We start from the raw sequence: 13,441 nt of genomic DNA on the forward strand, positions 1-13,441 counted from the left end.
TTTATGAAGTAGTATGAGAGTGAAAAGCACGTAAACAATGACTAGGCAGGGTTCGATTTACTTTTGTTTCGATCCATTCTGCCGCTTTTATCAATGCTGGAAAATCGATATTGGTTTCGATTCCTAGTTTTTGAAGCATATGCACTACATCTTCTGTCGCGACATTTCCGCTAGAGCCAGGCGCATATGGACAGCCGCCTAGCCCGCCGCTAGAGGCGTCAAATGTGGTGATTCCCGCTTTTAATGCCGTATAAATATTGGCAAGACCCATCCCTTTCGTATCATGAAAATGAAGAGCGATTTTATCAGCAGGAAAACGTTCAAGTAAAATGTCTAAGCGCCTTTCTACTTGAAGCGGATGGGCTTCTCCAATGGTGTCGCCGAGTGATATTTCATCAATGCCATAAGAGAGCAGTATATCCGTTAACCGCAATACTTGATCCATTGGCACTTGATGTTCATAAGGGCAGCCAAACACGGTGGAAATATATGCGCGTGTGTGTTTTCCGGCTGCTTTTAAATCAGCTGTCATTTGTTTGATGACAGGAAGTGTTTCGTGGATGGATTGATTCATATTCTTTTTGTTATGCGTTTCACTCGAAGAGATAAACATAGCGCCTGTGTCAAGATTTGCTTCAAAAAAGTGAGCTAAGCCTTTTTCGTTAGGAATGAGTGCTGCATAGGTGATGTCGCCTTTTTTGTGTAAGGATTGGGCTAATTCTTTGGCATCTTTTAAGGCTGGGACCCATTTAGGATGAACAAATGAGGTGACTTCAATATAAGGGAGCCGGGCTGCTGTGAGCAGTTCAATCCATCTTTGCTTCTCACTTGTGTCCAGCCAAGTGGATTCATTTTGCAATCCGTCCCGCGGGCCGACCTCCCTAATAAGTACACGTTTTGGTAATGCCATCTCGCTCCCTCCTATTCTGTCAGCTCTAAAAGAACCTCCCCTTCATCGACAAATTCTCCCTCTGCTTTATACACTTTGCTGATGACACCTGCCTCTTCTGCCACTATTGGAATCTCCATTTTCATTGATTCCAAGATAGCGACCTCCTGCCCTTTTTGCACTTCATCGCCTTGTTTCACAAGAAGCTTCCATAAGTTTCCCGCCATTTGTATCGTGACCGTTTTCATGAACGGTTCCCCTCCCTTTTTTTCATGAGAAAATCGGTTGTGATGCTGCCACGTAAGAAAGCAGATGATCCAGCCATTTCCCTCAAAAGCGGTAAGTTGGTTTTGACCCCTTCTATTTCATATGCTTGTAACGCAGCGTTTAATCGTTCTATTGCAAGTTTTCGTGTATCACCGTAAACGACCATCTTCGCAATCATTGGATCGTAATATGGGGTAATGACGCTCCCGTTTGTCACACTTGATTCATGGCGTATATAGGGAGCTTCTGGTATAGACAGCCGAGTGATTGTTCCTGGTGACGGATAAAAGGTGACGGGATCCTCCGCATAGATTCTGACCTCGATGGCATGCCCGATTTGATGAATGTCCTCCTGATTGAAGGAAAGCGGCTCTGATGCAGCGATTTTCAGTTGCTCCTCGACAAGATCAATACCTGTAATTTCTTCTGTGACAGGGTGCTCTACTTGTAATCTCGTGTTCATCTCTAGAAAGTAAAATTGTTGATTTTGATCGACTAAACATTCAATTGTCCCTGCATTTTCATAACCGATGGCTTTGGCTGCTTTCACCGCCACCCGTCCCATCTCTTGTCTTACGGATTCATCGAGACAGGCAGCTGGTGCTTCTTCGATGATTTTCTGGTGTCTTCTCTGGAGTGAACAGTCGCGCTCAAATAAGTGAACCCCGTGGCCGAATGAATCAAAGAGGACCTGGATTTCAATGTGCCGCGCGTCTTCAATGACCTTTTCCATATAAAGCGTCCCGTCGTTAAAAAAACTTTGCGCTCTTTTTTGATTTCCCTCAAAAGCTTTACGCAGCTCCTCATCATTTCGGACAAGCTGCATGCCGATACCTCCGCCTCCGCTGGATGCCTTGAGCATGATCGGATAACCGAGTGACTGCGCTTTACTGACTCCTTCTTCTGCGTCATGGAGAGGTGCTGAAACGCCAGGTACAATGGGGATTCCCGTATGATCTATCGTTTTTCTCGCTTCAATTTTATTCCCCATGCGCTGAATGACCTGTGCAGATGGACCAATAAAAGCGATTCCTTCGCTGCGGCACCGTTCAGCAAAGGCGGCATTTTCTGATAAAAGGCCATACCCAGGGTGGATGGCGTCTGTATTTGTCTGCTTGGCTACCTCAATGATCACTTCCATGTTTAAATAGCTTTCAGATACTTTTGCACCTCCAATCAGATAGGCGCTGTCTGCTTCTTGTACATGAAGCGCATGCTGATCTGCCTCTGAATAAACAGCCACGGTGTTGATCCCGAGCCTTTTACAAGTCCGAATAATTCGACGAGCAATTTCGCCTCGATTGGCAATCAATACTTTTTTGAACATCGCTGCCCTCACTCCTTTATTAGATCAAGCGCCTGTTTTTTCAGACGAAATTTTTGAATCTTCCCTGAGGCGGTCATCGGATACTCGTCTGTGATGAAAAAATATTTCGGAATTTTGTAGCGTGCCATTTGTGACTGACAGTAGCTGGTTAATGTCTCAATCGTCACCGCGCAACCTTGTTTGAGCCGAATGAATGCGGCGGCTTCTTCTCCGTAAGTCTCGTCAGGAATACCGACGACCTGTGCATCAAGAATGGCTGGATGCGTGTAAAGAACGTCTTCAATCTCTTTTGGATAAACATTTTCTCCGCCTCTAATGATCATATCTTTCAGCCGTCCTGTGATTTTCACATAGCCATCCTCATCCATCTCCGCTAAATCTCCTGTATGAAGCCACCCGTCCTCATCAATGACTTCATTTGTGGCTTCTTCATTTTTATAGTAGCCTTTCATCACGTGATAGCCTCTCGTGCACAGCTCGCCTTGTTCTCCTCTTGGTACTTCATATGGGGTACCTGGGGCGGTGATTTTCACTTCGATGTGAGGAAGCGCCCGGCCGACTGTTTGAACCCGCCTTTCAAATGAATCATCCGTTCTCGTTTGGGTAATGACAGGTGAGCTTTCGGTCTGGCCATAGGCAATCGTGAGCTCCTTCAGACCCATTTGTTCAATGACGGCTTTCATCACATGGGATGGGCAGAGAGATCCTGCCATAATGCCGGTGCGTAATGAAGACAGATTGTACTTGTGGAAATTCGGATGATCAAGCTCTGCAATGAACATTGTCGGGACGCCGTGAAGAACCGTGCACTTCTCTTTTTCCACTGTTTGAAGGACTCGCTCTGGGTGGAAAGATTCAATTGGAATGATCGTGCCACCTTTTGTGAGACAAGCAAGTACGCCAAGAACAGACCCAAAGCAATGAAAAAACGGAACGGGGATACACATGCGGTCTTCACGGGTGAGCTTCATGCAATCTGCGATTTGACTGGCATTGCAGACGATGTTTGTATGGCTGAGCATGACGCCTTTTGGGTAGCCGGTAGTCCCTGACGTATATTGCATATTAATGACGTCATCAGGCGTCAGCTTCTCCATTCGTTTCTCCCATTCATCATCCTCCGTTCTTTTGGCAGCAGCTTGAATACTGTCCCAGCTGCGCATGCCCTTTGGCGTGCGCTCGCCAATATAGACGACACTTTTTAAATATGGAAATGCTGTTGAAGTGATTTCGCCCTGATGAGCAGTTTGAAGCTCTGGGATGAGGTCTTCAAGCATCCTGACATATGATGTCTCTTTAAACCCATCAACGATAAACAGCATGCTGCTATCAGAGTGCTTTAGTAAGTATGCGAGTTCTTGTGATTGAAAGTTCGTATTCACGGTGACAAGAACGGCTCCAATGGAGGCGCAGGCGAATTGCAGCATGAGCCATTCAGGTACATTGGGTGCCATGATGGCGATATGATCTCCTTTTTGAACGCCTAATGCCATAAGACCTTTTCCTGTTTCTTTGACCTCGCTAAAAAACGCTTCGTATGAATAACGTAATGAACGTTCTGGATACACAATGGCTTCATGTGCTGGGTGCTGCTCCTTTTTCTCTTTTAATAGGGAGCCAATCGTTTGCGGATGAATCGACATCATGATTTTCCTCCTCCATCATTAGTAAGCGTTTTCATAACAGGTTTAAGCTAACAATTGTCTTGCGATGACTAAACGCTGAATTTCAGAGGTGCCTTCTCCGATTTCCATGAGCTTGGCATCTCTCACAAGCCGTTCTACCCCGCACTCTTTCATATAGCCTGTTCCTCCGTGAATTTGGACAGCATCAAGACTTGCTTTTGTCGCCATTTCTGAAGCGAAAAGCTTGGCGTAGGCAGCTTCTTTTGTAAATGGCTTGCCATGATCTTTCAGCCAGGCCGCTTTCCACACCATTTGTCTAGCGAGTTCTATTTGCATCGCCATATCTGCCAGCTTAAACTGAATGGCTTGAAAGGAAGAAAGAGTCTGCCCAAATTGCTTCCTTTCCTTAGCATAGGATAGTGAGGCATCAAGTGCAGCCTGCGCGATGCCAACTGATAAGGCAGCAATGGATATGCGTCCCCCGTCTAATGTATATAAAAATTGCTTGAAGCCTTTGGCTGGGTCTCCTAATATATGATGCGCTGGTACACGTACGTTGTCTAAAATGATTTCAGCTGTATCTGAACCGCGCACCCCCATTTTGTCGTATGGATTTGTAATGGTCAGTCCTTTTTGCCCTTTTTCTACAATGAAGGCGGAGATGATCGGCTGGCCGTGCTCATCATGATCCGTGACCGCTGTGACGATAATGGTTCTGGCAAAATTGGCATTTGTGATCCAGCATTTCTCCCCGCTAATCACATATTCTTGTCCGTCTTTGACCGCTTTTGTTTTCGTCCCTTTTGCATCTGATCCTGCATTTGGCTCCGTTAATCCGAAGGAACCGAGTGCTGTTCCAGATGCCAGCGGGACGAGGTGATCCATTTTTTGTTCCTCTGTACCGAAGTAATAAAGCGGGCTTGCGCCTAAGGAAACGGCCGCGGCATAGCTAAGACCTGTACTGGCACACTGTTTTCCGATTTCTTCTACAGCGAGCGCATATGAGATTGTATCTCCTCCTGAGCCTCCGTATTTCTCTGGAAAAGGAATGCCCATCAAGCCGAGCTCCCCCATTTTTTGAAAAGTTTGGGCTGGGAATACAGCTTGTTCATCAATGGTTTGAGCGAGTGGTGTAATTTCTTCCTTGGCGAATTCTTTGACCATCTGGCGGATCATTTGCTGTTCTTTCGTTAATTCAAAATCCATCATATTTCCCCCTTTGGCTCTTTTCTATCATATTTATTAATCAAGTGGCTGCTTCATGCCAAGCTTGGGTGAATTCAGAAAATTAAAACAAAAATAATAGAAAAAAAGCATGAACGAAGAAAATCCTCATTCATGCTTTTTCGTTATCTCACTCTTTTTGTAGAAGGCTTGCTTTCGTGATGTAGTCGATTGAGAGCCGTTACTTTGTAAGTATCACTCTTATTCTGGTGAACTGAAAGATCTTTGACAGATGTCAGCGTGCCGGTTTCTTTTCTTACAGTTTGAAGCAATTCGTATGTTCCTTTCGTCGTCAAGCGATAGACCGCATAATAGGATGCGGTAGAGTGCGGATCATTTTTGATCTGTAAAGCCGCACCATCTGCTGTTTTTTTAATAGATTGAATGGTTGGTTTTTTTGGCGCTTTCTGATGAAGCCAAGGCATTTCTGGAATGAGAGCCGGTTTACGGTAGGCGTCTTCTATCAATCGATTTTTGACATTCAAAGGGTTACGGTTGATATCTTTTAGGCTAAAGTGCATGCTTCCCTGCACAAGAGGTGACTGTCTGTTCAGCTTGATCTGTCGAAAGTATTCATCTGGATCAGACCAAGCAGGATCACTGTTTTGATTAATTTTATACGTTGCCTGACCAATGTACAGGTGAACAGGCTCTCCCTTCACTTCATTTGACCACCATTTCGTGAGCACATCATAGGCGGCTGCCTGAAAACCGATGCTCCAGTAAATTTGCGGGGTAACATAATCGATATCGTGCTGCTGAATCCACTCTCTTGTATCAGCATACAAATCATCGTAATTGGTCATCCCTGCTGTGGTGTTTGAACCAGTCGGATCATCCTTTATATTGCGCCAGACTCCAAATGGGCTAATACCAAATTTCACATACGGCTTTACTTTCTTCACGGTGTCGTTGATTTGCTTGACCAATTGGTTCACATTATCTCTTCGCCAATCCTCTATATGCGTAAATGCCTTTTTTCCATATGTTTCATACGTTTCTTGATCTGGGAACGGCACACCAGCTATTTTATTCGGGTAAAAATAATCATCCATATGCACTGCATCAATATCGTAGTTTTTCACGACTTCTTCTATACCGCCGACAATGAACTCCTGAGCTTTAGGAATGCCTGGATTGTAATAAAGCTGATTTCCGTATGCAATGGTCCAATCAGGATGCTTTTTTGCTGGGTGATCGGCTGATAAACGGCTGAGGTCTGTATGATTCATTGTGATACGATACGGGTTAAACCAAGCGTGAAATTCGAGGCCGCGTTTATGAGCTTCTTCGATCATGAACTCAAGCGGGTCATACCCAGGATCTTTCCCTTGCGTGCCGGTTAAATATTCGGACCACGGACCGTATGCCGAAGGATAAAAGGCATCTGCTGTCGGTTTAATTTGCATGATCACGGCATTCATATTCATCGCTTTGATCTCATCTAACAAATGAATAAACTCTTCTTTCTGCTCTTTGACAGGCAGTCCTTTCTTTGAAGGCCAATCTAAATTATAAACCGATGCGATCCATACCGCGCGCATCTCTCTTGTGCTTTCAAGCTTCCCTTTTGGCATTGGACGAGCTAGACTGCTAGAAGGAATCAATAAGAATACAAACATCAAAATTATTGTTAGACACGTCATACTGATCTTTTTCACCATTTTTTGCATCACCTCATCATCAGTTTATTCCGCTTTTTGAGATCGAATGCCAGCAGATGGTGTCAGCAAGATTTTTTTCATTTCCTTGAGCTGATCTTCAGGGATGTCGCAAGCCTCGATTAAATACCGCTGTGCACTCCCGTATGTCTCCATCATCTCGTTTAGCACATCTTCCAGATAATCTTGCTGCACACCGAGAAGCGGCTGAATTTGCTTTTTTGACACCCGGTATAAACTCATCAAGCGGACAAATCGCTGCTGCCTTCTGACAAGCATTTTCACCCCTTCGTTAGAGCGCATGTATTCACTTAAAACGGCAGATACCGGTACACCTGCTGCTAATTGAATGAGGGCAGATAAAAAGCCTGTCCGGTCCTTACCGCTTGTGCAGTGAAGCATCAGCGGGTAATTGCTTTTATCTGAAAGCAGAGTGAACAGCTGCTGAATTTCTTCTTTACGCTCTGTGAGCATGCTTTGATATAAATCTTTCATAATCGGTGTGAAAGTGAAAGATTTCCCTTCTGCTACCAGCATACGAAACATGGTCCATTTACTTGGCATCTTACTGTCAGGATGCATGGGGATATGGACGATTTTGTCAGGTTCCTTGATTTTTGGCGGATGTGATTTGCGTTCTGAGGCTGTACGAAGATCGCAAACGGTTTGAACGCCAAGGGTTGAAAATGTCTCGATATCTTGTTTTGTCAGGCGAGACAAATCTGCGGATCGATAAATCATCCCCTCCCTGATCACCATTTCATCTGTTGTGTGAAGTCCCCCTACTTCTCTAAAATTCGCAAGCTTTGAAAATGGGTTGTTTGATTGATTCATAGAAGTAAAAGTCCTTTCCGTTACGTTCTTTTCTCTATCATACGCTTTTATCGAGATGGGGAAAAGAAAAGCCATTTGGTATAATGGAAAAAGGACATACGGTTGGATTGGAGATATGTAGCATGATCAAAACAAAACGGATTCAGCAAATCAAAGAGTATGTGTTTGACCGGGAATCTGCCTCACTGGATGAGCTTGTGGCGCATTTTGGCGTTTCAAAAAACACGATACGCCGAGATGTACAAGCATTGGTCGAGTCCGACGTGCTCAAAAAAGTATATGGCGGAGTGGCTGTGAATCATTCAACATTAGTAGTATATCAGGAGCGAAAGACCCGTCAGCTGAATAAAAAGCAATTGATTGGTCAAACGGCTGCTGCTTTTGTGGAGAATGGGGATATGATTTTTGTTGATTCTGGTACAACAACACTTGAGATGCTTCCCTATTTGACTGAGAAACAGGTGACTGTTGTGACCAATAATGTAGATTTTATTACACAGGCGATGCCTTATGAGAATCTCACTATCTTTTCCACCGGCGGGATGCTTGAGAGAAAAACGAATTCTTTCGTTGGCTATCAAAGTGTAGAGCGTTTGAAAGCCTACAATGTCAATAAAGCCTTTATCGCATCAACTGGTTTATCCATTGATCACGGCGTCACGAATTCGTCCCCGCTTGAAACGGATATTAAAAAGACGGTTGTTGAAAAAAGTGCCAAAACGTTTTTATTAGTGGATGATAGTAAATTTAATCATTACGCTTTGACCACATTTTGTCATTTGCAAGATCTTGATGTCGTCGTGACGAATAAACAGCCAAGTGAAGACTATCTTCAATATGGAAAAGAGCATGATGTACAGTTTGTCGCGCCTTCATCAAAATAGATGGATCACAAAAAAAACGGCTCAGGAATTTGAGCCGTTTTTTGATTCATTCATTTCAAGCTGCATGATCAAGCGGAATAAAAAGCGGTACACGGCTAAGACGACTTCAATGAAAGGCATATCTTCATAGATGTCCTCAAGCTCAAGAAGCTGTATATTCACATCGAATAAGCCGTCTTGTCCATTAAATTGAAGCTGCGCACCATTTAATGAAGCCAGCATGTCCTTTAGAATGCCTGTGTCTTTTTTAGGACGTTTGAAGCCGAATAACACGGTATACGTTTGAAATACTTCGTCCCATTCAATGGCTAATCCATCGACTCTCACCACATCAAACCACTTTGATTCGATATAAATGAATTCTTTTTGATGTTGTTTTACATATGTAAGCGGTGTGTTTAGAAATGAGGCGCCCTCTGATTGAATCATGTCCTCGGATTCTTTGTCTACACGCTCTATATATACATCGATAAAGCGTGCCTCTTCCTTTATTTTTGCACCCTCTAAAGGCCAATTGTAGCGCGCTGCTTCGTCATATTCAAAGTCTGTCAGCGCTTGTCCTTCTTTCAATAGATCTTGTAAGCGATTTTGTAGCGACATGGCTATGTCTCCTTTCTTCTCCTTCACGTGCGTGTATTATTTTAGCATAACTCATGAAAAGAAAGATATGACTCAGCATATGATGGTATGATAGTGTCAAAAGATACATCTCGGAGGGGTACGTTTTGCTCACAATGACATTGGCAGAAAAAATCGTAGACGAGGTCAAAAAGGTGCTGACTGAGGAAATCATCATTACACAAACAAACGGCACCATCATAGCGGCAACAGATCCAGCGCGCATTGGTCAATTTCATGAAGGGGCATATTTGACATCCTTTGAAGGACAAAAACGAATCCTCACAAAGGATGATGAGCAACGAATGAAAGGGGTCAAAGCTGGCATCAATCTGCCTATTTATTTTAAGCAAGAGGTCATTGGTGTGATTGGGATGACAGGAAATCCCGTCCATGTCTCTCCATTTGGCGAAATATTACGAAAAATGACCGAATTGCTCATTCAAGAACATGAATTTTTTCTAGAAACGGAAACCGATGAACGGCAGCTTGAAGCGTTTGTGTTCGACTGGCTTCACCTGCCAGAGACAGCCATCGATCTCACTGAAAAAGCAGCGCGGCTTCAGCTTGATGTCAATAAGCAGCGTGTGGTCGTCCTCATTGATTGTCACGATGAATCATTTGTGAAGCAGGATCAATATAAAAAAGTGAAGGAAATGCTGCATCTCACCAATCAGGAAATGATCGTCCGCTGGGGACATGCCCGCTTTTTGCTCATGCTGCAAACTTCGGCAAATGATCGTGATACTTTGCGGCAGCGTCTTTTTCACATCCATGCTGCGCTCACCGCACGTCCTAAGTCAAAGGTTTTGATAGGTGCGGGAAAACCTGCAGCTGGACAGATGATGAAGCAATCATTTCATCAAGCCTTTCGTGCCTTAAAAATGGCGAATGCAGATACACCGATTGTGTTTGATGAAGATTTAACACTTGAACTTTTTATAGAAGAAGTGAGTCAGGAAACAAAAGAAGTGTTCCTTGATCGAACGATTGTCCCGCTTCTCCCCTACCCTGAGCTAGTGAAAACATTGCGTGTACTCATGACGTCAGATTGCTCATTGAAATATACTGCGGAAGCGATGCACGTACATATCAATACACTGCATTACAGGCTAAAACGTATCCAAGATTTAACAACACTTGATCCGAAACGCATGCAAGATGCGATGCTCTTTTATTTAGCCTTGATGCTATTAGATCATCATCCAAATAAACGAGGCGAGAAGCCCAATATTTTGTAGAATCGTCCATAGGCATGAGGCGATTCTTTTTTTATACTGAAAGAAACGGTATGTCTAATCAGTAGGAGTGAATGCGTATGTTAAATTCTGAATTTTTTAGTCAATTAAAAAAGATTGTCGGTGCGTCTCATGTACAGGGCAGTAAAGCCGATCGGCTTGCCTACTCTTATGATGCAACGCCTAATTTTCAGCATATGCCAGATGTTATCGTAAGCCCGCGGACGGCTGAGGAGATCCAGCAAATTGTTCGGCTCTGCGCCTCATATAAGGTGCCAATTGTGCCAAGAGGATCCGGAACGAACCTTTGTGCAGGAACCAGTCCTACACAAGGGGGACTTGTGATGTTGTTTACAAGAATGAACCAATTCATCGAAATAGACGAAGAAAACCTGACCGCAACGGTCCAGCCTGGTTTGATCACACAGGAACTCATTCACCAAGTAGAGGCAAGAGGCCTTTTCTATCCACCAGATCCAAGCTCGATGAAAATTTCGACGTTAGGCGGCAATATTAATGAAAATTCAGGTGGGCTCCGGGGGTTAAAATATGGTGTGACGAGAGATTATGTACTTGGACTTGAAGTGGTTCTTCCAAACGGTGACATCATCAAAACGGGCGGTAAGCTCGCAAAGGACGTGGCAGGGTATGATATGACCCGCTTATTCGTTGGATCAGAAGGAACACTCGGCATTGTTACAGAAGCGACGCTGAAGCTTTTACCGCTTCCAGAAACCAAACAAACGATGCTTTGCTTATATGAAAGCCTTGAGGAAGCAGCTGCATCAGTTTCGGCGATTATTGCAGAGCGGATCATCCCCGCCACATTAGAATTTATGGATCAGCCGACACTAGAAGTCGTCGAAGACTTCGCCAAAATCGGCCTGCCGACTGACGTTCAAGCGGTGCTATTAATTGAACAGGACGGCAATCCTGAGGCTGTTTCCCGTGATATGCAAAGCATTGCAAAGGTTTGTCAGCAGCACGGTGCAAAAGAAGTGAATATCGCACACTCTGAAGAAGAAGCAAGTGCCCTTTTAACAGCGAGGCGAGCCGCTTTATCTGCCCTCGCCCGTTTAAGCCCTACGACGATTTTAGAAGATGCCACAGTTCCCCGATCTGAAATTGCGAACATGGTGCGCGCGATCGAAGACATTGCGAGAGAGTACGACGTGAAAATCTGTACATTTGGTCATGCAGGTGACGGAAATCTGCATCCTACTTGTGCAACTGATGCAAGAAATGAAGAAGAAATGAAGCGGGTTGAAGAAGCCTTTCAGGCCATTTTTGAAAAAGCAGTCTCCCTCGGCGGCACCATTACGGGTGAGCATGGTGTGGGTCTAATGAAAGCCCCCTATTTGGAGCTAAAGGTCAAAAAAGAAGGAATCGCTGCAATGAAAGCGATCAAACAAGCGCTAGATCCGGCAAATATCATGAATCCTGATAAGGTGTTTGGAAAAGCAGCAAGGAAGCGAGTGGTGATCTCATGAATTCCTCTAAACAAACAAAGATTCAGCAAACATTTCAACAGCAAATGGATGAAAAGGAGCTGCTCAATTGCATGCGCTGCGGCTTTTGCCTTCCTTCCTGCCCTACTTATATTGAATCGGGTCAACAAGAAACACACTCGCCCCGCGGCCGAATTGCTTTAATGAAGGCTGTAAGAGACGGCGTGATTGAGCCTGATGAAGATGTCGAACATTCATTGAACCTTTGTCTTGGCTGCCGTGCATGTGAACCGGTCTGCCCCTCAGGCGTCAAATATGGACGTTTACTTGAGGATGCAAGAGACATCATTCAGCAGCACAAAAAACAATCCCTTCCTGTCAAATTTGTGAGACGTGTTGTGTTTAAAGGACTCTTTCCTTCCCAAAGCCGGATGCGTCAAGCGGCTGGACTACTGCGATTTTATCAAACCTCTGGTCTGCAAACGGCCGCCCGCAAGTCTGGCATGCTAAAGGTACTTCCGCCGCATTTACAGCTGATGGAAGAGGCTCTTCCAAAGGTGCCGCGTCAACAAAAAAGCCGTGCGTTAGAATACAAAGCCATTGGCACAGCAAGAAAACGTGTCGCCTTTTTTACTGGCTGTTTAATGGATACCGTTTTTTCCAGCACAAACGAAGCGACCATCCAGCTTTTGCAACTGGCCGGCTGTGACGTTGTCGTCCCTCCTGTTCAGACGTGCTGCGGTGCACTTCATGGTCATAGTGGAGAAAAAGAGCAAGCGAAAGAGCTAGCAAGGCGGAATATTGAAGCATTTGAGGAGATTGAGGCAGATGCCATTGTCATGAATGCGGGCGGATGTGGTGCCTTTTTAAGTGATTATGATCATTTACTAAAGAATGATCCGTCTTTTCAAAAGCGAGGTGAAGCCTTCTCACAGAAAATCACGGATATATCAGACATTCTCGTGGAGCTGGAATTTCACGGCCGTACGCCGCTTGCTTTGCCAGAGCAAGTCATCACCTATCAAGATTCCTGTCATTTGCGGAACGGAATGGGTGTACAGCAAGCGCCAAGGGTGCTCATGAAAGCAATTCAAGGGGTATCATTTAAAGAAATGAAGGATGCCGACCGCTGCTGCGGATCCGCCGGAATTTATAATATCTTGCAGCCACAAATGTCGATGCAAATTTTAGATCATAAAATGACAGAAGCTAGTCAAACAGCTGCGGCTGCTATTGTCACGTCCAATCCAGGCTGCCAGCTGCAAATGGCAGCAGGTATCAAACGTTCAGGACAATCGAACAGCATGCGTGCTGTTCATCTCGTAGATTTATTATTAGAAGCGGTTCAATATGGAAAAGAAGCGTCCAGCACATCAAGCTGAACGCTTTTTTTTCATGCATATCTTCCGGCAATTGGTTGGATAAT

General features: G+C 44.5%; 12 protein-coding genes. 4 read left to right on the top strand and 8 right to left on the bottom strand.

What is annotated here, in order from left to right:
* Nucleotide 1: 1 nt before the first annotated feature.
* The 7 genes from MKY83_RS09635 to MKY83_RS09665 form a co-directional block, all read right to left on the bottom strand.
* A complete protein-coding gene (locus MKY83_RS09635) occupies nt 2-910 on the bottom strand; it encodes a hydroxymethylglutaryl-CoA lyase (protein WP_106065391.1) in 909 nt (302 codons plus the stop codon).
* Nucleotides 911-921: 11 nt separating this feature from the next.
* Nucleotides 922-1,137, bottom strand: coding sequence for an acetyl-CoA carboxylase biotin carboxyl carrier protein subunit (locus MKY83_RS09640; RefSeq protein WP_034322699.1), 216 nt, complete (start codon nt 1,135-1,137; stop codon nt 922-924).
* The gene (locus MKY83_RS09645) at nt 1,134-2,483 is read right to left on the bottom strand and encodes an acetyl-CoA carboxylase biotin carboxylase subunit (protein ID WP_340911075.1); all 1,350 of its coding nucleotides are present in this window, start codon (nt 2,481-2,483) and stop codon (nt 1,134-1,136) included. The genes MKY83_RS09640 and MKY83_RS09645 overlap by 4 nt, the downstream gene beginning before the upstream one ends.
* 8 nt (nt 2,484-2,491) lie before the next feature.
* Nucleotides 2,492-4,129: an AMP-binding protein gene (locus MKY83_RS09650; protein ID WP_342488611.1), complete on the bottom strand. Its 1,638-nt coding sequence runs from the start codon at nt 4,127-4,129 to the stop codon at nt 2,492-2,494.
* Nucleotides 4,130-4,171: 42 nt separating this feature from the next.
* Entirely contained in the window at nt 4,172-5,314 is a 1,143-nt protein-coding gene (locus MKY83_RS09655) for an acyl-CoA dehydrogenase family protein (RefSeq protein ID WP_342488612.1), read from the bottom strand.
* A 143-nt stretch (nt 5,315-5,457) separates the two neighbouring features.
* A complete protein-coding gene (locus MKY83_RS09660; RefSeq protein WP_342488614.1) occupies nt 5,458-6,996 on the bottom strand; it encodes a family 10 glycosylhydrolase in 1,539 nt (512 codons plus the stop codon).
* A gap of 24 nt (nt 6,997-7,020) precedes the next feature.
* Nucleotides 7,021-7,827, bottom strand: coding sequence for a tyrosine-protein phosphatase (locus MKY83_RS09665; protein WP_065098150.1), 807 nt, complete (start codon nt 7,825-7,827; stop codon nt 7,021-7,023).
* 122 nt (nt 7,828-7,949) lie between these two features.
* Between MKY83_RS09665 and MKY83_RS09670 the strand changes: the two genes are divergently transcribed.
* Nucleotides 7,950-8,711: a DeoR/GlpR family DNA-binding transcription regulator gene (locus MKY83_RS09670; protein ID WP_342488615.1), complete on the top strand. Its 762-nt coding sequence runs from the start codon at nt 7,950-7,952 to the stop codon at nt 8,709-8,711.
* A gap of 21 nt (nt 8,712-8,732) precedes the next feature.
* On the opposite strand, the gene MKY83_RS09675 is transcribed toward MKY83_RS09670, so the two are convergent.
* On the bottom strand, nt 8,733-9,311 hold the full coding sequence (locus tag MKY83_RS09675; protein ID WP_342488616.1) for a branched-chain amino acid aminotransferase: 579 nt from the start codon (nt 9,309-9,311) through the stop codon (nt 8,733-8,735).
* 125 nt (nt 9,312-9,436) lie between these two features.
* Between MKY83_RS09675 and MKY83_RS09680 the strand changes: the two genes are divergently transcribed.
* From MKY83_RS09680 to MKY83_RS09690, 3 genes are all read left to right on the top strand, one after another.
* Complete coding sequence (locus tag MKY83_RS09680) at nt 9,437-10,570, top strand: sugar diacid recognition domain-containing protein (RefSeq protein ID WP_326848235.1); 1,134 nt, start codon at nt 9,437-9,439, stop codon at nt 10,568-10,570.
* Between the two features lie 77 nt (nt 10,571-10,647).
* A complete protein-coding gene (gene glcD / locus MKY83_RS09685) occupies nt 10,648-12,057 on the top strand; it encodes a glycolate oxidase subunit GlcD (RefSeq protein ID WP_342488618.1) in 1,410 nt (469 codons plus the stop codon).
* Nucleotides 12,054-13,397: a (Fe-S)-binding protein gene (locus tag MKY83_RS09690; RefSeq protein ID WP_044141326.1), complete on the top strand. Its 1,344-nt coding sequence runs from the start codon at nt 12,054-12,056 to the stop codon at nt 13,395-13,397. Before glcD ends, MKY83_RS09690 begins: the two co-directional genes overlap by 4 nt.
* The last annotated feature ends 44 nt before the right edge of the window (nt 13,398-13,441 follow it).

The organism is Bacillus sp. FSL M8-0266 (genome assembly GCF_038613425.1).
GTDB classification, from domain to species: domain Bacteria; phylum Bacillota; class Bacilli; order Bacillales; family Bacillaceae; genus Bacillus; species Bacillus pumilus.

Excerpts from the sequence above, each read along its gene's own strand:
- MKY83_RS09635 (WP_106065391.1), bottom strand. The coding sequence starts at position 910 with ATGGCATTACCAAAACGTGTACTTATTAGGGAGGTCGGCCCGCGGGAC.
- MKY83_RS09640 (WP_034322699.1), bottom strand. The coding sequence starts at position 1,137 with ATGAAAACGGTCACGATACAAATGGCGGGAAACTTATGGAAGCTTCTT.
- MKY83_RS09645 (WP_340911075.1), bottom strand. The coding sequence starts at position 2,483 with ATGTTCAAAAAAGTATTGATTGCCAATCGAGGCGAAATTGCTCGTCGA.
- MKY83_RS09650 (WP_342488611.1), bottom strand. The coding sequence starts at position 4,129 with ATGATGTCGATTCATCCGCAAACGATTGGCTCCCTATTAAAAGAGAAA.
- MKY83_RS09655 (WP_342488612.1), bottom strand. The coding sequence starts at position 5,314 with ATGGATTTTGAATTAACGAAAGAACAGCAAATGATCCGCCAGATGGTC.
- MKY83_RS09660 (WP_342488614.1), bottom strand. The coding sequence starts at position 6,996 with ATGGTGAAAAAGATCAGTATGACGTGTCTAACAATAATTTTGATGTTT.
- MKY83_RS09665 (WP_065098150.1), bottom strand. The coding sequence starts at position 7,827 with ATGAATCAATCAAACAACCCATTTTCAAAGCTTGCGAATTTTAGAGAA.
- MKY83_RS09670 (WP_342488615.1), top strand. The coding sequence starts at position 7,950 with ATGATCAAAACAAAACGGATTCAGCAAATCAAAGAGTATGTGTTTGAC.
- MKY83_RS09675 (WP_342488616.1), bottom strand. The coding sequence starts at position 9,311 with ATGTCGCTACAAAATCGCTTACAAGATCTATTGAAAGAAGGACAAGCG.
- glcD (WP_342488618.1), top strand. The coding sequence starts at position 10,648 with ATGTTAAATTCTGAATTTTTTAGTCAATTAAAAAAGATTGTCGGTGCG.
- MKY83_RS09690 (WP_044141326.1), top strand. The coding sequence starts at position 12,054 with ATGAATTCCTCTAAACAAACAAAGATTCAGCAAACATTTCAACAGCAA.